At 63.2% G+C, this 19816-nt stretch carries 15 protein-coding genes; 5 read left to right on the forward strand and 10 right to left on the reverse strand.

Annotation, left to right across the window (positions count from 1 at the left end; all coding sequences use genetic code 11):
- Positions 1-19: 19 nt before the first annotated feature.
- The 3 genes from ABEA18_RS19660 to ABEA18_RS19670 are packed head-to-tail and all read left to right on the forward strand — an operon-like array spanning position 20 to position 4417.
- The gene (locus ABEA18_RS19660) at positions 20-2545 is read left to right on the forward strand and encodes a DEAD/DEAH box helicase (RefSeq protein WP_345451964.1); all 2526 of its coding nucleotides are present in this window, start codon (positions 20-22) and stop codon (positions 2543-2545) included.
- 20 nt (positions 2546-2565) lie between these two features.
- Entirely contained in the window at positions 2566-3066 is a 501-nt protein-coding gene (locus tag ABEA18_RS19665; RefSeq protein WP_345451965.1) for a GNAT family N-acetyltransferase, read from the forward strand.
- Positions 3059-4417, forward strand: a complete 1359-nt coding sequence (locus tag ABEA18_RS19670) for an alpha/beta fold hydrolase (protein WP_345451966.1) — start codon at positions 3059-3061, stop codon at positions 4415-4417. Before ABEA18_RS19665 ends, ABEA18_RS19670 begins: the two co-directional genes overlap by 8 nt.
- Positions 4418-4481: 64 nt before the next feature.
- On the opposite strand, the gene ABEA18_RS19675 is transcribed toward ABEA18_RS19670, so the two are convergent.
- The 3 genes from ABEA18_RS19675 to coaE all read right to left on the reverse strand — a co-directional run bounded on the left by ABEA18_RS19675 (position 4482) and on the right by coaE (position 9049).
- Entirely contained in the window at positions 4482-5516 is a 1035-nt protein-coding gene (locus ABEA18_RS19675) for a TerC family protein (RefSeq protein ID WP_345451968.1), read from the reverse strand.
- Positions 5517-5695: 179 nt separating this feature from the next.
- A complete protein-coding gene (gene uvrB / locus ABEA18_RS19680; RefSeq protein ID WP_345451970.1) occupies positions 5696-7783 on the reverse strand; it encodes an excinuclease ABC subunit UvrB in 2088 nt (695 codons plus the stop codon).
- A gap of 45 nt (positions 7784-7828) precedes the next feature.
- Positions 7829-9049, reverse strand: a complete 1221-nt coding sequence (gene coaE, locus ABEA18_RS19685; protein ID WP_345451972.1) for a dephospho-CoA kinase — start codon at positions 9047-9049, stop codon at positions 7829-7831.
- A 22-nt stretch (positions 9050-9071) separates the two neighbouring features.
- Here coaE and ABEA18_RS19690 point away from each other — a divergent pair, with 22 nt between their 5' ends.
- Complete coding sequence (locus ABEA18_RS19690; protein ID WP_345451974.1) at positions 9072-9761, forward strand: IMPACT family protein; 690 nt, start codon at positions 9072-9074, stop codon at positions 9759-9761.
- Between the two features lie 643 nt (positions 9762-10404).
- On the opposite strand, the gene rpsA is transcribed toward ABEA18_RS19690, so the two are convergent.
- The 4 genes from rpsA to polA all read right to left on the reverse strand — a co-directional run bounded on the left by rpsA (position 10405) and on the right by polA (position 17054).
- Positions 10405-11880: a 30S ribosomal protein S1 gene (gene rpsA / locus ABEA18_RS19695; RefSeq protein ID WP_078108781.1), complete on the reverse strand. Its 1476-nt coding sequence runs from the start codon at positions 11878-11880 to the stop codon at positions 10405-10407.
- Between the two features lie 167 nt (positions 11881-12047).
- Entirely contained in the window at positions 12048-12980 is a 933-nt protein-coding gene (locus tag ABEA18_RS19700) for a polysaccharide deacetylase family protein (protein ID WP_345451977.1), read from the reverse strand.
- A gap of 45 nt (positions 12981-13025) precedes the next feature.
- The gene (locus tag ABEA18_RS19705; RefSeq protein ID WP_345451979.1) at positions 13026-14330 is read right to left on the reverse strand and encodes a GNAT family N-acetyltransferase; all 1305 of its coding nucleotides are present in this window, start codon (positions 14328-14330) and stop codon (positions 13026-13028) included.
- Between the two features lie 81 nt (positions 14331-14411).
- Positions 14412-17054 carry a DNA polymerase I gene (gene polA, locus ABEA18_RS19710; protein ID WP_345452214.1) on the reverse strand — a complete coding sequence of 881 codons (2643 nt, stop codon included), beginning with the start codon at positions 17052-17054 and terminating at the stop codon, positions 14412-14414.
- A gap of 181 nt (positions 17055-17235) precedes the next feature.
- Between polA and ABEA18_RS19715 the strand changes: the two genes are divergently transcribed.
- Positions 17236-17703 (forward strand): hotdog fold thioesterase, encoded by a 468-nt coding sequence (locus tag ABEA18_RS19715; protein ID WP_345451981.1) that lies wholly within the window; start codon positions 17236-17238, stop codon positions 17701-17703.
- On the opposite strand, the gene ABEA18_RS19720 is transcribed toward ABEA18_RS19715, so the two are convergent.
- Genes ABEA18_RS19720 through ABEA18_RS19730 form a run of 3 tightly spaced genes read right to left on the reverse strand, consistent with a single transcriptional unit; the run spans position 17656 to position 19721 of the window.
- Positions 17656-18252, reverse strand: coding sequence for a dihydrofolate reductase family protein (locus ABEA18_RS19720; RefSeq protein WP_345451983.1), 597 nt, complete (start codon positions 18250-18252; stop codon positions 17656-17658). The genes ABEA18_RS19715 and ABEA18_RS19720 overlap by 48 nt on opposite strands.
- Positions 18253-18288: 36 nt before the next feature.
- A complete protein-coding gene (locus ABEA18_RS19725) occupies positions 18289-18510 on the reverse strand; it encodes a hypothetical protein (protein ID WP_345451985.1) in 222 nt (73 codons plus the stop codon).
- Positions 18507-19721, reverse strand: coding sequence for an inorganic phosphate transporter (locus ABEA18_RS19730; protein WP_345451987.1), 1215 nt, complete (start codon positions 19719-19721; stop codon positions 18507-18509). The genes ABEA18_RS19725 and ABEA18_RS19730 overlap by 4 nt, the downstream gene beginning before the upstream one ends.
- Positions 19722-19816 lie beyond the last annotated feature (95 nt).

A 19816-nucleotide genomic window follows, 5' to 3' on the forward strand; every position in this document is an offset into this window, starting at 1 on the left:
CACACTAAGCTGGAAGGCAATGAAACTTCTTGAGCAGCTCCCCCACAGCGGACGCGTTGACCCGGACGAAATCTACACACGCTTCGTCGAATGGGCGGAGAGCCGCGGGCTGCAGCTGTACCCCGCCCAGGACGAGGCCATCATGGAACTCGCGTCGGGCTCCAATGTCATCTTGGCAACCCCCACCGGTTCCGGGAAGTCCCTTGTGGCGATCGCCGCGCACTTCGAAGCGATGTCCCGCGGGATGCGCAGCTACTACACCGCCCCCATCAAGGCCTTGGTCTCCGAGAAGTTCTTCGCCCTCTGCGACATTTTCGGAGCCGGGAACGTTGGCATGATCACCGGCGATTCGGGAGTCAACCAGGATGCCCCGATCATCTGCTGCACCGCCGAAATCCTCGCCAATATCGCTTTGCGCGAAGGCAAGGAAGCCGAGCTTGGCACGGTCATCATGGACGAATTCCACTTCTACTCCGATCCCCAGCGCGGTTGGGCGTGGCAAGTGCCGCTACTGGAACTCCCCCAGGCGCAATTCCTGCTGATGTCGGCCACCCTGGGAGACGTCAGCCGCTTCGAAACCGGCCTGAGCGAACTCACCGGACGGCCCACCACCACCGTCAGTTCGGCCGAACGCCCCATCCCGCTCCACTACTACTTCCAGGAAACGCCGGTCCACGAAACCCTTGAGGAACTGCTGAGCACCAAGCAGGTTCCCGTGTACGTAGTGCATTTCAGCCAGGTCGAAGCCATCGAGCGGGCCCAGAACCTCATGAGCGTCAACATGTGCACCCGCGAGGAGAAAGACAAGATTGCCGAGCTGATCGCCGGCTTCAGGTTCGCCGCCGGCTTCGGCAAGACCCTGAACCGGCTGGTCCGCCACGGCATCGGCGTCCACCACGCAGGCATGCTGCCCAAGTACCGCCGCCTCGTGGAGCAACTGGCACAAGCAGGACTCTTGAAGGTCATTTGCGGCACCGACACGCTCGGGGTCGGGATCAACGTTCCCATCCGCACGGTCCTCCTCACGGCGCTCAGCAAGTACGACGGCGTCCGCACCCGCCTGCTGAACTCCCGGGAATTCCACCAAATCGCCGGCCGCGCCGGCCGCGCCGGCTATGACACTGCCGGAACAGTCGTTGTGCAGGCTCCCGAACACGTCGTGGAGAACGCGAAGGCGATGGCGAAGGCCACCGCGAAGTTCGGCGACGACCAGAAGAAACTGCGGCAAGTCGTGCGGAAAAAGCCGCCGGAAGGCTTCGTCTCCTGGGGGCAGCCCACCTTCACCCGTTTGGTGGAGTCCGTGCCGGACCCATTGACCTCGAGTTTCACCGTGACGCATGCAATGCTGCTCAACTTGATGGAGCGCCCCGGCGACCCCTTCGCCGCTGCCCGCCGTCTGCTCACCGAAAACCACGAGACACGGCCCGCGCAACTCCAACTCATGAAGAAGGCCCTCAGTATCTACCGCGAGCTGTTGGCAGCCGGAGTGGTTGAACGCATTCCCGAGGCCGAGCAGGAGAAAGAAGGCCGTTCCGTCCGGCTGACCGTTCACCTGCAAGCCAACTTCGCCCTCAACCAGCCGCTTTCACCGTTTGCCCTTGCCGCGCTCGAGCTGCTGGATCCGGAGTCGCCGTCGTACGCCTTGGACGTAGTGTCCGTGATCGAAGCAACCCTCGAGAAGCCCCGGCAGATTCTCTCTGCGCAGCAGAAGAAGGCACGCGGCGAAGCGGTCGCCGCGATGAAGGCCGACGGCATTGATTACGACCAGCGTATGGCGATGCTTGAAGAAGTCAGCTACCCGCAGCCGTTGGCGGAGATCCTGGGCGAAGCATTCGAGGTGTACCGCAAGGCCGCACCGTGGGTGGGCGACTTCGAACTGGCTCCCAAGTCGGTGGTCCGGGACATGTACGAGCGCGCCATGAATTTCGGCGAGTTCGTCCAGTTCTACGGTCTGGCCCGCTCCGAGGGGATCGTTCTGCGGTACCTGGCCGATGGCTTCAAGGCCCTGCGCCAGACGGTGCCGCAGGACTCGCTCCGCGAAGACCTCGAGGACCTCATCGCCTGGCTGGGAGAACTGGTCCGCCAGGTCGACTCCAGCCTGCTCGACGAGTGGGAAGAGCTCACCTCCGGGGTGGCTCCGACCCCGCACGACGCTCCGCCGCCTCCCCCGCCGTCGCTCACGTCCAACATCCGCGCCTTCAGGGTCATGGTCCGCAACGAAATGTTCCGGCGGGTCGAGTTGTTCGCGGACGAAGACGCGGCCGCGTTGGGCGAGCTCGACGCCGGCAGCGGCTGGGATGCGGAGCGTTGGGAAGACGCTTTGGATGACTACTTCGACGAACACGACGACATCGGAACCGGCCCCGACGCCAGGGGCCCGGGCCTCCTCATGATCACGGAGGAACCCGGCATCTGGCGGGTGCGGCAGATTTTCGATGACCCGGCCCGCAACCATGACTGGGGCGTTTCCGCCGAAGTGGATCTGGCCGCCTCGGACGAGAGCGGCACCGCCGTGGTCAAGGTGACCTCGGTCAACCGCCTCTAGGCGCCTAGTAAGCTCGAATCATGAGTGTTATCCGCCCTGCCACAGTGTCCGATGTCCCTGCGATCCTGCAGATGATCCATGAGCTTGCGGTCTACGAAAAAGAGCCCGACGCCGTGAAGAACACGCCGGAAATGCTCACCGAGGCTTTGTTCGGCGCAAATCCGCGGGTATATGCGCACATGGCGGAAAACGCGGCCGGGGACGTGCAGGGATTCGCTTTGTGGTTCCTGAACTACTCCACGTGGGAAGGCGTCCACGGCATCTACCTCGAGGACCTCTACGTCACGCCCGATGCGCGGGGCGAGGGCCACGGGAAGGCGCTCCTGCAGCATCTGGCCGCCACCGCCGTCGAACGCGGCTACGCGCGGGTGGAATGGAGCGTCCTGGATTGGAACGAACCGTCCATCAACTTCTACCGCGGCCTCGGCGCCGTTCCCATGGACGGCTGGTCGACCTTCCGGCTGACCGGCGAAGCGCTGGGTGCCTTCGGCAGCGATGACAAGGTGATGGCTCATGGCTGAACGCGTGGCTGAACAAGCGGTCCAGCAAGGGGCCCACACCGTCCGGGCACGCCACGAATTCCGGGGTGTCCGCACCACGGAGCACTTCTTCACGGTTCCGCTCAACCATTGGGCGTCCGGAGGTGAGGAAGCTCCCGGCACCGCCGAAACGATCACCGTCTTCGCCCGGGAGTTCGTCTCAGCGGAGCACTCGGAGGAGGACGCGGCGCGGCTGCCGTGGTTGCTCTACCTTCAGGGCGGGCCCGGCGGACGCGGAACCCGGACAACGTCCTTGTCCGGCTGGATGAAGGCTGCCGCGAGGAGTTTCCGTATCCTGATGCTGGATCAACGGGGCACGGGCCTGTCCACTCCGGCGGACCGCAATACCTTGCCGCTCCGGGGCGATGCCGCGGCGCAGGCGGTCTACCTCACGCATTTCCGGGCAGATTCGATCGTGGCCGACGCCGAACTCATCCGGAAGATCTTGGGCTCGGAGCCGTGGACCGTCCTGGGCCAGAGCTTCGGTGGTTTCTGCGCGCTGACATACCTGTCCTTCGCGCCGGAAGGGTTGAGCGAAGTACTCATCACGGGAGGGCTGGCCCCGCTGGAAGGTCCGGCCGAGCGCGTCTACCGGGCCACCTTCCAACGGGTTGCGGAACGGAACGCGGAATACTTCGCGTGGTATCCGGAGGACCGCAAGCTGGTTACCCGGATTGCGCGGCATCTGGAATCCACGGACGAGCGGCTGCCCAGCGGAGAACGCCTCACCACGGAACGCTTCCAAATGGTGGGATCGTTCCTGGGCGGGAACGCCCGCGTGGATGCCCTGCACACCCTCCTGGAGGATGCCTTCGTACCTTCCCAGGACGGAGAACGCCTCGCCGATGCGTTTCTGGAACAGGTCTACGGGCTCGTTTCCCGCGCATCGAATCCCCTGTACGCGGTCTTGCACGAGTCCATCTACGGCCAAGGGCAGGCCACCGACTGGGCGGCGTGGCGGGTGCGCGCGGAATTCCCCGAGTTCCAGCCCGACGTCGCGGAGCCGCTCCTGACGGGCGAAATGGTCTACCCCTGGTACTTCAAACAGGATCCGGCGCTCGTACCCCTGCAGGAAGTAGCCGAGCTGTTGGCCGCCAAGCAGGACTGGAAACCCCTCTACGATGTGCCCCGGCTGAACGCGAACACTGTGCCCGTCGCAGCTGCCGTTTATCGCGACGATATCTATGTGGACTTCCAGCTCTCCATGGAAACCGCAGCCGCCGTCCGCGGACTGCAGGCCTGGACCACGGGCGATTTTCATCACGATGGCATCGGCGAAGACGGGGAGGGAATCTTCAACCGGCTCCTGGGGATGGCCCGCGGCAAGAACTGAGCCCCGGCCATCGCAATGACCGGGGCTCCAAAACGCTCCGCTGTTGTTAGTGGCTACGCTCTCCTTAGTGGCCGCTGACCTCGTTCATGCTCTTGCGGGAATCTTCCTCGAGCCGTGCGTCCAGTTTGGACTTGCTGGCGGCCGGTGTCAGGAGGCTCGCGAAAACCGCCACAACGATGGTGCCGATGATGACCGCCAGGGACACATAGGTCGGAATCTCCGGAGCCCATTCAATATGGTGGCCGCCGTTGATGAAGGGCAGTTCGTTGACGTGCATGGCGTGCAGGACCAGCTTGACGCCGATGAACGCGAGGATGACCGACAATGCGTGCTTGAGGTAGATCAGCCGGCTCATGAGGCCACCAAGCAGGAAGTACAGCTGGCGCAAGCCCATGAGGGCGAAGATGTTGGCAGTGAAGACGATAAAGGCGCTCTGAGTCAGTCCGAAGATCGCCGGAATGGAGTCTACGGCGAACAAGAGGTCCGTCATACCGATGGTCACGAAGACGATCAGCATGGGCGTAAACAGTTTCTTGCCGTTGACTGTGGTGCGCAGCTTGCCGCCGTCGAACTTCTCCGACATCGGGACGACTTTGCGGATGCGGGCGATCAGCGGGTTTTCGGCGCCGTGTTCCTCGTCTTCGCCGTTGTCGGTGGCCTGCTTCCACGCCGTCCACAGGAGGAACGCGCCGAAGATGTAGAAGACCCAGCTGAACTGCTCAATCACCACTGCACCCAGGGCAATGAAGATGCCGCGCAGGACGAGGGCGATAATGATGCCCACCATGAGCACCTCTTGCTGGTACTTACGGGGCACAGAGAACCGCGCCATGATGATGATGAAGACAAAAAGGTTGTCGATACTCAGGCTGTATTCGGTCACCCATCCGGCGATGAACTGGCTGCCATGCTCCGGGCCGGCAAAAGCGAACATCGCTCCGGCGAACACCAAGGCAAGGGTGACGTAGAAGGCGACCCAGAGGCCTGCTTCCTTCATGGAGGGTTCGTGCGGACGCTTAAGCACCAGGAGAAGGTCGACAAGGAGGATGATTCCGAGAACGACAAAAGAGCCGATCTCAAACCAGGCGGGGAGTTGCATTTAAAATGCCTTTCGCAGGTACGCCGAAACGGCGTAAGTCTCTCCGACCTGCCTGCGTCTCCAAGCCCGAAGGCAACAGCGCTCAAACGGCGATCCGCTAGGCCCGGCGAGGCGTCTGTGCCTTGCGTGTTGACGGACCTAGCGCTTGGGATACTCCCCTACGTAGGCCCAACTTTACCCTAGGCGTGCCCGGCGGACTGCATTTGGCGCAGTTCGCGCTTGAGGTCGCCTACCTCGTCACGGATCCTCGCAGCGATCTCGAACTGGAGTTCGGCGGCGGCCGCGTGCATCTGCTCGGTCAGCTGTTCGATCAGGCCCACCAGGTCCTCGGCCGGCGCCGCGGCCAGGCCATCCTGCCGGACCTTGGTAGCGCCCTTGCCCTTGCCGGTCCGGCCGCCCTTACCGGCTGCGGCGAGCAACTCGCGGGTGTCGGCGTCCTCGCGGGCTAGCTGATCGGTGATATCTGCGATCTTCTTGCGCAACGGTTGTGGATCGACACCGTTGTCGCTGTTGTACTTGACCTGGATTTCCCGGCGGCGGTTGGTTTCCTCGATGGCCTTGGCCATGGAGTCCGTGATCCGGTCGGCATACATGTGGACCTGGCCCGAGACGTTTCGGGCGGCGCGCCCGATGGTCTGGATGAGGGAGGTGGCCGAACGCAGGAAGCCTTCCTTGTCGGCGTCGAGGATGCTGACAAGTGACACTTCGGGCAGGTCGAGGCCCTCACGGAGCAGGTTGATGCCCACCAGGACGTCGAAGCTGCCCATGCGGAGTTCACGGAGCAGCTCCACGCGACGGAGGGTGTCGACGTCGGAGTGCAGGTATTGGACCTTGACCCCGTGGCCCAGCAGGTAGTCGGTGAGGTCCTCGGCCATGCGCTTGGTCAAGGTGGTGACCAGCACGCGTTCGTCGCGCTCCACGCGCGTCCGGATTTCGCCAAGGAGGTCGTCGATCTGGCCCTTGGTCGGCTTCACGATGACTTCGGGATCGATCAGTCCGGTCGGGCGGATGATCTGCTGGACGGTCCCATCGGCCTTCCCGAGCTCGTACTTGCCGGGGGTCGCGGAAAGATAGACGGTCTGGCCCACCCGTTCCAGGAACTCATCCCATTTGAGCGGCCTGTTATCCATGGCGGAAGGAAGCCGGAAGCCGTGGTCCACAAGGGTGCGCTTGCGCGACATGTCGCCCTCGTACATGGCGCCGATCTGTGGGACCGTGACGTGGGATTCGTCGATGACGAGCAGGAAGTCGTCCGGGAAGTAGTCGATGAGGCAGTGCGGGGCCGTGCCGGAGCCGCGGCCATCGATGTGGCGTGAATAGTTCTCGATGCCGTTGCAGAAACCCATTTGCTGCATCATCTCAAGGTCGTAGGTGGTGCGCATACGCAGCCTCTGGGCCTCCACGAGCTTGTTCTGGCCTTCGAGGACCTTGAGCCTCTGCGCGAGCTCTTCCTCGATGGCTGTGATGGCGCGCGACATGCGTTCCGGACCGGCGACATAGTGCGAGGCCGGGAAGATGTACATCTCGGTTTCCTCACGGATGACATCGCCCGTGACCGGATGCAGGGTGTAGATGTTCTCGATCTCGTCGCCGAAGAACTCGATCCGCAGGGCCAGCTCTTCGTACATGGGGATGATTTCCACGGTGTCTCCGCGGACGCGGAACGTGCCGCGGTGGAAGTCCATGTCGTTGCGGGTGTACTGCATGCCTACAAACTTCCGCAGGAGATCGTCCCGGTTCATTTCGGCACCCTTGGTGAGCGTGACCATTCCGGCGATGTACTCCTCCGGAGTGCCGAGGCCGTAGATGCAGGACACGGTAGCCACAACGATGACATCCCGGCGCGTGAGGAGCGCGTTGGTGGCCGAGTGCCGCAGCCGCTCGACTTCCTCATTCACGGAGGAGTCCTTCTCGATGAAGGTATCCGTCTGGGGAACGTAGGCTTCGGGCTGGTAGTAGTCGTAGTACGAAACGAAGTACTCGACCGCGTTGTTGGGCAGCAGTTCGCGGAACTCGTTGGCGAGCTGCGCGGCCAGGGTTTTGTTCTGGACCATCACCAAAGTGGGCCTCTGGACCTGTTCGATCAACCAGGCGGTGGTGGCACTCTTGCCTGTACCAGTGGCACCGAGCAGCACGACGTCTTTCTCGCCGTTGTTGATCCGTTCGGTCAGCTCCGCGATAGCGGCCGGCTGGTCGCCTGCCGGCTTGAATTCGCTAATGACCTCAAACGGCGCGACGACTCGATTGATCTCTTGGGCAAGACTCATGAATCCAATGTACCCCCGCCCGCGGACAGTTACTGTCCGCGTTTTCTAGCCTTGCGCCATGGGATACGACGGCGGCTGCCACCCGCTGCTCCTGGCCCAGGCATCCATGAGCGGCCAGGCCACCTCGGTGAACCAGGGCTCCTTGGCCTCCGCATACTCCAAGGTCCGGTGGTCGCCGCCGTGGAGCGCGGCAAGCTCTTGTTTCATGTCCGCATACATACGGACGGCGTCGGAGTTGGCTCGGAGCCAATCCCGGAACAACAACGCATAACGCCAGCCCGGACTTCCAAGCACACGGACATGGACATTCGCGGGGCGCCCGGGGTCCGCGCTGCGATGGAAGCGCTTTTGCCATGCCGATGGATCCAGGTCCGGCGGCTTGGGTGCGTCGCGGGCGGAGGCCTCCTGCAACGGGAAACCGGCCTCACCCAAGGCCCGGGCTATCCGGTCTGCGGCTTCCAGGGAGGACACACTTACCTGCAGGTCGATGACGTCTTTGGCAGGCAGGCAGGGTACCGCCGTCGAACCGATGTGGTCTGCGCCCAAGACCTCCGGAGACGCCCGCCGGATCCTGGCAAGCAGCCGCTCAGCCTGGACAGGCCAGTCGGAGTTTGGCGGGGACAAGACGGGTCCGCCTGCCCGCGGTGCCGGGCGGCCGGCTGCAAGATTGCGGGCAAACGGTGCCAAACGTTCTTCCCAGAGGGTCTCCACGAGCTCATTGACATCCTCAACAGTTCCGGAGTTGTCCAACACGATGTCGGCCGCCGCCAACCGTTCATCCCGGCCGGCTTGCGCTGCCATGCGCGACACCGCGTCCTCGACTGTCATGCGACGGATCTCCGTCATGCGCCGGATCCGTTCCTCGTCCGTTGCATCGACCACCACCACCAAGTGGAAGCTGCTGCCCTGCCCGGTTTCGACCAGCAGCGGAATATCCTGGACGACGATGTCTCCGGGTTTCGCGGTCGCGAGCATCGCGGCAGCCCGCTCCCGGACGCGTGGATGGATGATCGCGTTGAGCGCCTCCCGGCGATCCGGCTCAGCGAACACAATCGCGCCGAGGCGTGCCCGGTCAAGGCGCCCTTCGGCGTCGACAATGTCTTCACCGAACTCGGCCACGACGCCCGCCAAGCCAGGCGTGCCCGGTTCCACGACCTCGCGGGCCAGCGCATCGGCGTCGATCAAGACAGCGCCAAGCTTCCTGAGCCGGGCGGACACGAGCGATTTGCCGGAGGCTATCCCGCCGGTAAGTCCAATCTTCAGCACCCCTCCACACTAGACTGGGTCGGTGGCAGAACAGGAAGAAAGCCGGGCGACCGCGTACACAACGTTGGCGCTTGGAGACGATTTCCGCCACGAACTCGAGATCAGGCGTTCGCGCTTCATCACCGTGCTGCGCCGCGCCTCCGACGAAGACTCCGCGCGCGCCTTGGTAGCGGAATTGCGCAAGGAATTCCATGACGCCCGGCACCACTGCTCGGCATTCGTCCTCGGTCCCGATCGAGCCATCCAGCGTTCCAACGACGACGGCGAGCCCTCCGGAACAGCCGGCATCCCCATGCTTGAGGCGCTCATCAAACGCGAGACACTGCCCGGGCTGACTGACCTCAGCGACGTAAGTGCCGTCGTCGTGCGCTATTTCGGCGGGATCCTCCTGGGCGCCGGCGGACTGGTCCGTGCATACTCCGAATCAATTTCGGCCGCACTGGACTCCGCTCCCCTGGTTCAGCGACGCCGCTTGCGGATTTGCGACATCCCTGTGCCCCACCACGCGGCCGGAAGGCTTGAAAACGATCTGCGCTCCGCGGGCTACGTCATGGCCGAAACGAGCTACGAGCCCACGGAGACAATCCTGCGGGTGGCCCTGCCCGATGATGCAAACGCAATCGCCGACGCCGGTGAGCGGCTGGCGGCGATGACCGGCGGCGCCTCGGGACTCCAATTGCGGGGAACGGAATGGGTCGACGTCCAGGCCTGAGCTTCCGCACTAAGGACATGCTCGCCGCTGACCGGCACCACTGCACATAGTGGGTACATGCCCAGTCCTTGCTGCGAACGAGGGGCATGTCCTGTGGGACCCCGCGCATTGAGTTTTTGAACAAGCAAGGGTCTACTTCAGATCGTGGTCATTCTGCGATGCAGTCTTTCCGCGTGAACCATGCGGGAGCGCCTTGGATCTTGCCTTTCGGAACAACTTGATTGCATAGAAAGTGATGATGGCCAGCGCTGCCAGCAAGAGCAAAGCGAGCGGAGCAAAAGAAAGTACTGCCTCAGGAAAAGTAGGAACCAAGGGGTTCATAAGACTGATCACGCCCATCCGCACGAGACTACTCCGTCCAAGGAACCAACCACGAGCCCACTGTGGCGGGCCAATATCTGATAGACCATTATCAATTATGAGTCAGCTGGGTGTCCACACGAAGGCGCATGCCCACCCCTGATCGCCACCGTTGAACATAGTGGGTGTATGTCCAGTCCTTGCTGCGAACGGGGGCATGTCCAGTGGGACCTTGGTCTTGAGCAACCAGCGCAACAGGGTTAAACAAAAGCGGCTCCTGCGATTCATAAATGAACCGCAGGAGCCGCTTTTGTCCCGGCCTGGAAATCCAGGCCGGTGGCAATTAGTTGCCGGTCAGCTTCTCGCGCAGAGCTGCGAGGGCCTCGTCGGATGCCAGGGTGCCCGCGTTGGACTCGGTGACAGCCGGCTCGGAGGAGTAGCTGGTGGTGCCGGAGTCGCTCTCGCCGGAAGCGGCAGCAGCGGCGTCGTCAGCAGCGTGCTGGGAAACCTGCTTCTTGTGAGCTTCCCAACGTGCCTGGGCGTCAGCGTACTGCTGCTCCCAAGCGGCGCGCTGCGTCTCGTAGCCCTCGAGCCATTCGTTCGACTCGGGGTCGAAGCCCTCGGGGTACTTGTAGTTGCCCTCTTCGTCGTACTCAGCGGCCATGCCGTACAGAGCCGGGTCGAACTCGGTGCTGTCGGCGTCAACGCCCTCGTTAGCCTGCTTGAGGGAGAGGGAGATGCGGCGGCGCTCGAGGTCGATGTCGATGACCTTGACGAAGAGCTCGTCGCCAACGGAGACGACCTGCTCAGCAAGCTCAACGTGGCGAACAGCCAGCTCGGAGATGTGAACGAGGCCTTCGATGCCGTCTTCGACGCGAACGAACGCACCGAACGGAACCAGCTTGGTGACCTTACCCGGAACAACCTGGCCGAGGGCGTGGGTGCGGGCGAAGGTCTGCCACGGGTCTTCCTGAGTGGCCTTGAGGGACAGGGACACGCGCTCGCGGTCCAGATCCACTTCGAGAACCTCGACGGTGACTTCCTGGCCAACCTCGACGACCTCGGACGGGTGGTCGATGTGCTTCCAGGACAGCTCGGAAACGTGAACCAGACCGTCTACGCCGCCAAGGTCCACGAATGCACCGAAGTTGACGATGGAGGAAACGACGCCGGGACGGACCTGGCCCTTTTCCAGCTTGTTGAGGAACGTGGAGCGAACCTCGGACTGGGTCTGCTCGAGCCATGCACGGCGGGAAAGAACAACGTTGTTGCGGTTCTTGTCCAGCTCGATGATCTTGGCTTCGATCTGCTGACCGATGTACGGAGCGAGGTCGCGGACGCGGCGCATCTCGACGAGGGATGCGGGCAGGAAGCCGCGCAGACCGATGTCGAGGATAAGACCACCCTTGACAACCTCGATGACGGTACCGGTGACGACACCGTCTTCTTCCTTGACCTTCTCGATGTCGCCCCAGGCACGCTCGTACTGAGCACGCTTCTTGGAGAGGATCAGTCGGCCTTCTTTGTCTTCCTTCGTGAGCACCAGGGCTTCGACCTGATCGCCAACGGAGACGACGTCCCCGGGGTCAACGTCGTGCTTGATGGAGAGCTCGCGGGAAGGGATGACACCTTCGGTCTTGTAACCGATGTCGAGCAGAACTTCGTCGCGGTCAACCTTGACGACGATACCTTCGACGAGGTCTCCGTCGTTGAAGTACTTGATGGTCGCGTCGACAGCTGCGAGGAAGTCCTCAGCGGTACCGATGTCGTTGATCGCGACTACGGGGGTACCGGGCTTCTCGGTGGAGGTGATGGTCATGTAGTAGGGGCTCCGTTGTGGATAGAGTATCGGTCAGGCAAACCGCCCGCTTTCCGTCGCCGGTCCGCAGGACACGGCAAAACGCCGGGTCATCCTGAATTGTGGATTGTAAATTTGCGCGCACGTAGCATGCGCCCGTTCATTCTAGTCGTTTGCCTCAAGGAGGGTCAAAGCGGCAGCGTGTCACCAAGCCGCGCGAACGTCACGCCACGGTCCAGCAAGCCTGGAAGGGCGCGGGCATATCCCTCTGCGGTGCCACCGGCGGGCTGGTTGAAATGCGAGATCACAATCTGGCCGGCGCCGTGTCCGCCAGCAATTTTCCCCACTTCGGCCGCGACCGTCGGGGCCGGGAAGGTCGCGCCGCCGTCGCCGTTCACGGTGAAGCTCACGGGGACCAGTCCGAGGGCATTGGTGATCGCCGCCGCGACGTCGTCATAGTAGGCGGTTCCCGACCTGAAAAAGCGGGGGGCTTTGCCGCAGAGCCGCTCCACGACCTCCTGGTTGCCCATGATTTCGTCATATACTTCGCCGGCATTGGCGGTGCCCGGGATGCCGTACGCCGAGCGCCCGTTGACCGATAGGGGCTGGTGCCGGTAACCGTGGTTGCCGAGCTCGAACAAGGGATCGGCCGCGAGCTCGGCCGCCAGCCCGGGGTTGGCGTTGATCCAACGGCCATTGACGAACAGAGTGGCGGGAACGTTCAGCTTGCGCAAAGTCTTGAGCAAACGTTGATCGCAGTCCGAGCCTTGGGGGCCACCGCACGCATCAAACGTCAAGACCGCATGCGTGGACGCGGTTTTCGATACCACGCCAGCGACTGCAAGCCCCCATTCGACGGGCTTGCGCCCGGAGAATTCCGCCACAACCTGGGACCTCGACGGCGGTGCCGGCCGGGTCTCGGGCACGACCGGATGCTGGCCCACCTCTTCGGCGACCGGCGTTGAAACCGTTGCGGGGCGTGGCGCGGGGGCGGTTCCCGGTTGTTGGGCACAGGCGGCCAGGCCGGTCATCGCGAGTCCGGCGGCGGCCGCCAGCAAGGACCGCCGGCCCGGCAGCCCTGATGGGCCGGAGGAGTGGCCCCCCGGCTGGAATTCCCCCATGGAATCCTCTTCTGTTGTAGATCGTGCGTGAGTGTGGAGATGCGCCTAGAAGTGCGTCAGGCAATGGGCTGGACGTTCGACGGCGAACATGTGCTGGGCGGCCAATGCTGCCCCTGGCGTGTGCTCGCGGATCCGGCCAGCCGAAGCCAAGATTACAGGATTGACGGCACCCAAATAGACAGACCCCAAATCGGTGACATCCATGCTCAGGTCCGGGCTCCCGCCATCAGCCTCCTTGACCGTGACGGCGCCGCCGTCGGACGTCAATTCCCACGTACCGTCGGCAAAACCGAGCGCGTCCCGGACTTCGAGCACCAACCGTCCGTCGGCGCCGTAGCGGCGGGCCGACAAGGCTGCAGGGACGTCCAGGACACGCAACCACAACATGTCGCGATAGTCCGAAGACGTGACGCAGCGCCCGTCCACGAGTGCCCACGCGAGGGGGTCTTCAACGGGAGCCTCAGGCCAGGAGACCTGATCGACGAGATCGATACTGCCCAGGAATTGCCACAGTTCCAGGTACGCCGAATCCGTCGCGGCGACGAGGTCCACGATTTCCACCGTGTATGGCTTCGTGTCCCAGCCGGCGAACTTGTAGGACACATAGCCGTCAATGGCCGTGTCTGGTCCGTAGTGGAGCGCGCATTTGATGGCTTTGTCTTCAGTGCCGTCACGCTTCATGGCCCCGGACACGTGATGGCGGTAGGAGTCCTGCCTCACAATGGACCCGGGCGTACGGTGGTGAAGCCGTTCGAATACCTCCGGCGCGAGTTCGAGAAGGACTCTTGGATCGGCGATCTCCACCCGGCCAACGGGCTCGTGACGGATCCGGAACTTCGGACCGGTGTCCACCTTGATGCTCCGCTCGAAGGTTGCGACGCCAAATCCAAAGCGGCCGTAGATGGATGCCTCGGACGCGGTCAGGGCGGCCATGGCGAAGCCATCGTCCTTGGCATCGGCGAGATCGGCGGTCATCATCCCCCGCAGGATGCCGTGGCGCCGGTGCGTTCCGCGGACAGTGACAGCCGTGATCTGGCGCGTCCGCAGTTCCTGGCCGAAGCCAACATTCAGCTTGTTTTCCAGCGTTCCAAAGGTAGCCACCGGAAATCCCGGGTTGAGCGCGTGCAACGGTGGTTCGTCGTTGACGTAAACGCCCGTCAGCTCCCGGTTGTCCGCTTGGTACATCGCCAGAATCTGGTCGATGAGCTCATCGCTTCGTTGCTCGTCATGGAATCCGAAGCCAACGGCCCGGAGCCAATCACGTGCTTGTCCGTAGTCCGGGTTCTCCTTGTCGACGGAACGAAAGCGCTTGACGTTGTATTTTTCGTTTGTTTCCTTGGGGTCAGCCACGTCCCGAGCCTAGCCAGACAGCATGGGGCACGCCACCATATAGGCGGCGTGCCCCGTGGCTGCGTCTACACAGCGCGTTTCCTAGTGCCCCGCGTCATACCAGCTGGAGCCGACTCCGAGCTGCACGTCCAGCGGCACGGTGAGCTGGGCCGCCGTCCCCATTTGTTCGGTGACGAGCTTTTCGACAGCTTCGCGTTCGCCGTGGGCAACCTCGAGCACGAGTTCGTCATGGACCTGCAGCAGCATGCGGGACTTCAGCCCCTGGCTGGTCAGCTCGGCCGAAACACCGAGCATGGCCCGCTTCATAAGGTCCGCCGCCGAACCCTGGATCGGCGAGTTCAGCGCAATGCGTTCAGCGATCTCCCGGTGCTGGCGGTCCGTGCTGGTCAGGTCCGGAAGATAGCGGCGGCGGCCTTCGATCGTGGCGGTGTAGCCGTCGATCCGGGCCTGCTCCACCACGCCGCGCAGATAGTCGCGCACGGCGCCGAAGCGGTCGAAGTAGTCCTTCATGAGGGTCCTGGCTTCGTCGACCGAGATTTCCAGTTGCTTGGACAGGCCGAACGAGGTCAGTCCGTAGGCCAATCCATAAGACATGGCCTTGACCTTTGAGCGCATGGCACTCGTGACCTCTTCCGGCGCCACGTTGAAGATGTGGGAGCCGACATAGCGGTGCAGGTCCTCACCCTCCTTGTACGCCTGGATGAGTCCCTCATCGCCGGACAGATGCGCCATGATACGCATTTCGATCTGCGAGTAGTCGGCAGACAGCAGGCATTCGTAGCCCTCACTGACGACGAAGATCCCGCGGACGCGCCGGCCTTCCTCACTGCGCACCGGGATGTTCTGCAGATTGGGATTGTTCGAGGAGATACGCCCAGTCGCCGCGACGTTCTGCGCGTATGTGGTGTGGATGCGGCCATCCTCGGCCACAGATTTCTTGAGGGTCTCCAGCATTTGGGCCAGCTTGGAGGATTCGCGGTGGGCCATGAGCTGCACCAGGAACTCGTGGCCGGTCTTCTCCAGGAGGGCCTTCAGCGAAGCGGCGTCCGTTGTGTAGCCGGACTTGATCTTCTTGGTTTTGGGCAGGCCAAGCTCTTCGAAGAGGACCGTTTGCAGCTGCTTGGGCGATCCGAGATTGACCTCGTGGCCAATGGCGGCAAATGCCTGCTCCTGGGCGTTGTCGATCACCTTGGCGAGGTCCGCGAGCTGTTCGTTCAGGCGCTCCATGGAGATGGCAATGCCCGAAAGTTCCATTTGGGCCAGGACCCGTGCGACCGGCAGCTCCAAGGTGGTCAGGAGCGCCTCGGCCTTGCGTTCGGCGAGCTCGCTTTCGAAGTGCTTACTAAGTGCGTGCACGACGGCGGCCTGCTGGACGAGCGCGCTGGCCGCGGCACCGTCCGGCCCATCGCCGAGTTCGAGTTCCAACTGTCCGGTTGGCGCCACCGCAGCCGCGACGGTGATCCGCAAGTGGTGCTGGGCAAGCTCGGCGAGCTCGTAGCTGCGGCGGTCCGGCTGGATCAGGTAGCCCGAAATGGCAGTGTCATCCACTACGCCTTCCAGGCCAAGCCCACGGTGGTGCAAGGCCTTCAAGGCATCCTTGAACTCGTGCATGACCTTGGCCTCTTCGGGGTCTTGAAGCCACTTGGCCAAGACGGCATCGGCCGGGGCGTCCAAGGACGACAGCTCGATGTAGGCAGCCCCGTTGGAGCGCACGATCGCGAGGGCATCGGCGTCGTCGCCAATCCGACCCGGGACCAACTGCACGGCGACGGCGGCACGGCTACCCGCGCCGGCGGCGAAGAACTCCTCCAGGGCGGCCGCGTTGTCCAGGATCTTGTAGTCGGGCGCGTCGATGGTTTCGGGAGCCGCGCCGGTTGTGTCGTCGCCGTAGAGTGCGAACAGCCGGGTGCGGAGCGTCCTGAATTCGAGGGTGTCGAACAGAGTCTCGACCTCCTGGCGGTTAGGGCGCGGTTCCTCGAGGTCGGCGAGTGTCACGGGGAGTTGGAGGTCGTGCAGGAGTCGGTTGAGGCGGCGGTTCCGCTTCACGGCGTCGATGTTTTCCCGGAGGGCTCCGCCTACCTTGCCGCCGATGGAATCCAGGTTCTCCAGGATCCCTTCCAGGCCGCCGTAGAGGTTGATCCACTTGGCTGCGGTCTTGGGGCCGACGCCGGGAACGCCGGCGAGGTTGTCGGCGGACTCTCCCACCAGAGCGGCGAGATCGGAGTAGCGGGACGGCGGAACGAAGTACTTCTCTTCGATGGCCGCCGCATCCATGCGCGGAATGTTTGAAACGCCCTGTTTCGGGTAGAGAACGAACACGTTGTCCGTGATGAGCTGGAAAGCGTCACGGTCCCCCGATACCAGGAGGACTTCGAAGCCCGCGGCATCGCCCTGCGCCGCGAGGGTGGCGAGGATGTCGTCAGCCTCGTACCCGGGCATCTTGATGGTCTTGATGCCCCACGCTTCCATGACTTGATCGATGAGATCGATCTGTCCGCGGAATTCCGGCGGAGTCTCGTTGCGGCCACCCTTGTATTCGCTGTACTCCGCTTTGCGGAACGTCGTGTCGTCCGAGACATCGAAGGCCACTGCAACGTGGGTGGGCCTCTGGTCCTTGATGAGGTTGATCAACATCGAGGTGAAGCCATGCACGGCGTTGGTGTGCTGGCCCGAGGATGTGGCGAAGTTCTCTGCCGGCAGAGCATAGAATGCCCGGAACGCCATGGAGTGGCCATCAAGGACCAAAAGCCTCGGCCGGCCACCTGCCGCGGTGCCCGCAATGGTTGTTGAAGGGTCTGGTGCCGTTGCAGTGGCAGTTGCTGTTGCAGTTGACACTGGCTTTGACGTTGCCGTGGGAACTGATTCCGGTTTGGTTGTTTCGCTCACAGGTGCCAGCCTAGTTGCCATGATGGACAATTTCACGCCGGGCCCGTTCACTGACGAACTCACTGCGGCCGGGGTCCCGCAAGAGTTGCACGGTTGGCTTTCCCGCTATGGCGTGGGCTCGCTCGTGGTGAAGATGGGCATCAAGTTCCTTGAACTGGGCCCGGAACGGACCGTCGCCACGATGCCGGTGGAAGGCAACACCCAGGTTGCCGGTATCCTCCACGGCGGAGCCCATGTGGTTCTCGCCGAAACCTTGGGCTCCTTCGCGGCTGCCCTGCATGCCGGAGCGGGACGACACGTGGTGGGAATCGAGGTGGGCGCGACCCACCATCGCTCCATAGCGAGCGGCTTGGTGACCGGCACATGCACGGCCATCCACTTGGGCGGCACGCTCGCCACCCATGAAATTGTCATGACCGACGAACACGGCCGACGGTTGTCAACTGCCCGGATTACCAACATGATCCGGGAGAACAGGGCCCGCTGACCCGGCGCGCGCGGGGAATCTGTAGCGCAGCTCGACTGCCGCGCCACCAAGGGTGCGGGTCGAGCTCAACTCGAGCGGCGCCGTCGGGCTCTCGACAGGCAGCAAGCGCTTACCGGAACCCAGGGCGACAGGGATCAGGGTGACAATCATCTCGTCCAGCAGGCCGGCCTTGGCGAACTGGGCCACCAGGTTTCCACCGCCCACCAGCCACACGTTCTTGTCGCCGGCGTCGGCAACCAGATCCGGCGCGAATTCTTGAACCTCGCCACGGACGAACGTGACGTCCGCACCGGGCGGCGCGGCGTATTCGTGGTGGGTGAAGATCCAGCATGGAATACCCGGATAGGGCCATTTGCCCGGTTCGTGTTCCATGAGCCAGCGATAGGTCTGGCCGCCCATGACGATGCAGCCGATCCCCGCCATGAAGTCTTCGTAGCTTTCGGTGACGCCCTCGGCCTCTTCGAACTGGAGCAGCCAGCCGAGATCGTCTTCTTTGGTGGCGATGAACCCGTCAAGCGAGGATGCCACGTAGTACTGGAAATCCGCCATGGCCCCACCCTACCCATGAGGCGGCGGCGTTCCCAGCTACTTCGTGAAGTACGGGACGATCAGGTAGATCCCGAAAAGCACGGCGATCCCGCAGGCCGCGAAACACAGGTAGGCAACGGACCGGACCATCGCAGGTGACTTCCGCCGGGCGTCGCCCGCGATGGCGGTGAGGCGGACACCGAGCGAATACAGCACTACCAGGACCAACGCCGCCACAAGGGTCGCGCCGGCCACCTGTACCAGATCCAACCACTTCATGCCTGGATGTCCTTCCTCATGCTCTTGCCCAGATTCTGTTTCTTGGCGTTCTTCTTCCGGAAGCGGACCGCAGTACCGGCTTCCTCGACCTCGACGGCGTTGTGGTGGCTCACGTGCGACTTCCTCGAATAAATGAACATGTAGACGACGACGGCGGTGCCCACAACTGCGGCGATAACCACGCCGACGGTGCCGGTGCCGATGAGGAACGCGGTCAAGGCGCCGACGATCGCAGCCGCAGGGAGGGTGAAGAGCCAGCCGGTGGCGATGCGCCCCACCGTTCCCCAGCGCACCGTGGTGCCCTTGCGCCCGAGTCCCGAGCCAATGACTGAGCCGGAAGCCACCTGCGTGGTTGAGAGCGCGAAGCCGAGGTGGGAGGAAGCGAGGATGGCCGAAGCCGTGCTGGCTTCCGCGGAGAAGCCCTGGGCCGGCTTGACGTCGGTTAGCCCTGAGCCCATGGTCCGGATGATGCGCCAGCCGCCGGCATAGGTTCCGATTGCTATGGCGAGTGCGCAGGCCCCGATGACCCAGAGCTGCGGGCCGCTGCCGGCTGGCTGGGTTCCGGCGGCAATCAGGACGAGGGTGATGATGCCCATGGTCTTTTGCGCGTCGTTGGTGCCGTGGGCCAACGCGACCAGGCTTGAGGTGAAGATCTGGCCGGTACGGAATCCGCCGCGCTTCTGGGTCAGCTTGTCGCCAGTCTCGGGGTCATGCCGGGACGTCAGGGCGTAGGCCAGCTTGGTGCATAGATACGCCACGGCACCGGCGAGCAGTGGCGAGAAAACGGCCGGAAGGATGACCTTCTGGAGCACGGTATCGAAGTTGACCGCGTGGAATCCGATGCCGACGATCGCCGCGCCGATGAGGCCGCCAAAAAGCGCGTGCGAGGAACTGGACGGCAGCCCCTTGAGCCACGTGAACATGTTCCACAGGACCGCCCCCATCAACCCCGCGAAGATGATCTCCGGCGTGATGTGGATGCCGTCCGTGCCCTCGCGGATAAGGCCTCCCGAAATGGTCTTCGCCACTTCGGTCGAGAGGAACGCGCCCACGAGGTTGAGCACTGCGGCCAAGGCAACAGCCGTTTTGGGTTTGATGGCACCCGTGGCGATCGGAGTCGCCATGGCGTTCGCAGTGTCGTGGAAGCCGTTGGTGAAGTCAAAAAATAAGGCCAGCGCTATGACAAGCGCGACCATGAAGGTGATTCCCACCTGGTGCCCAATCTGCAGAGTCGATGATGCGCAGTTCCACTTCCCCGGGCCTGCCCAACAAAAAACAGTTCAGCGTGCGTTCATCTGACTGTACT

This window comes from Arthrobacter gyeryongensis (genome assembly GCF_039543785.1).
Classification (GTDB): domain Bacteria; phylum Actinomycetota; class Actinomycetes; order Actinomycetales; family Micrococcaceae; genus Arthrobacter; species Arthrobacter gyeryongensis.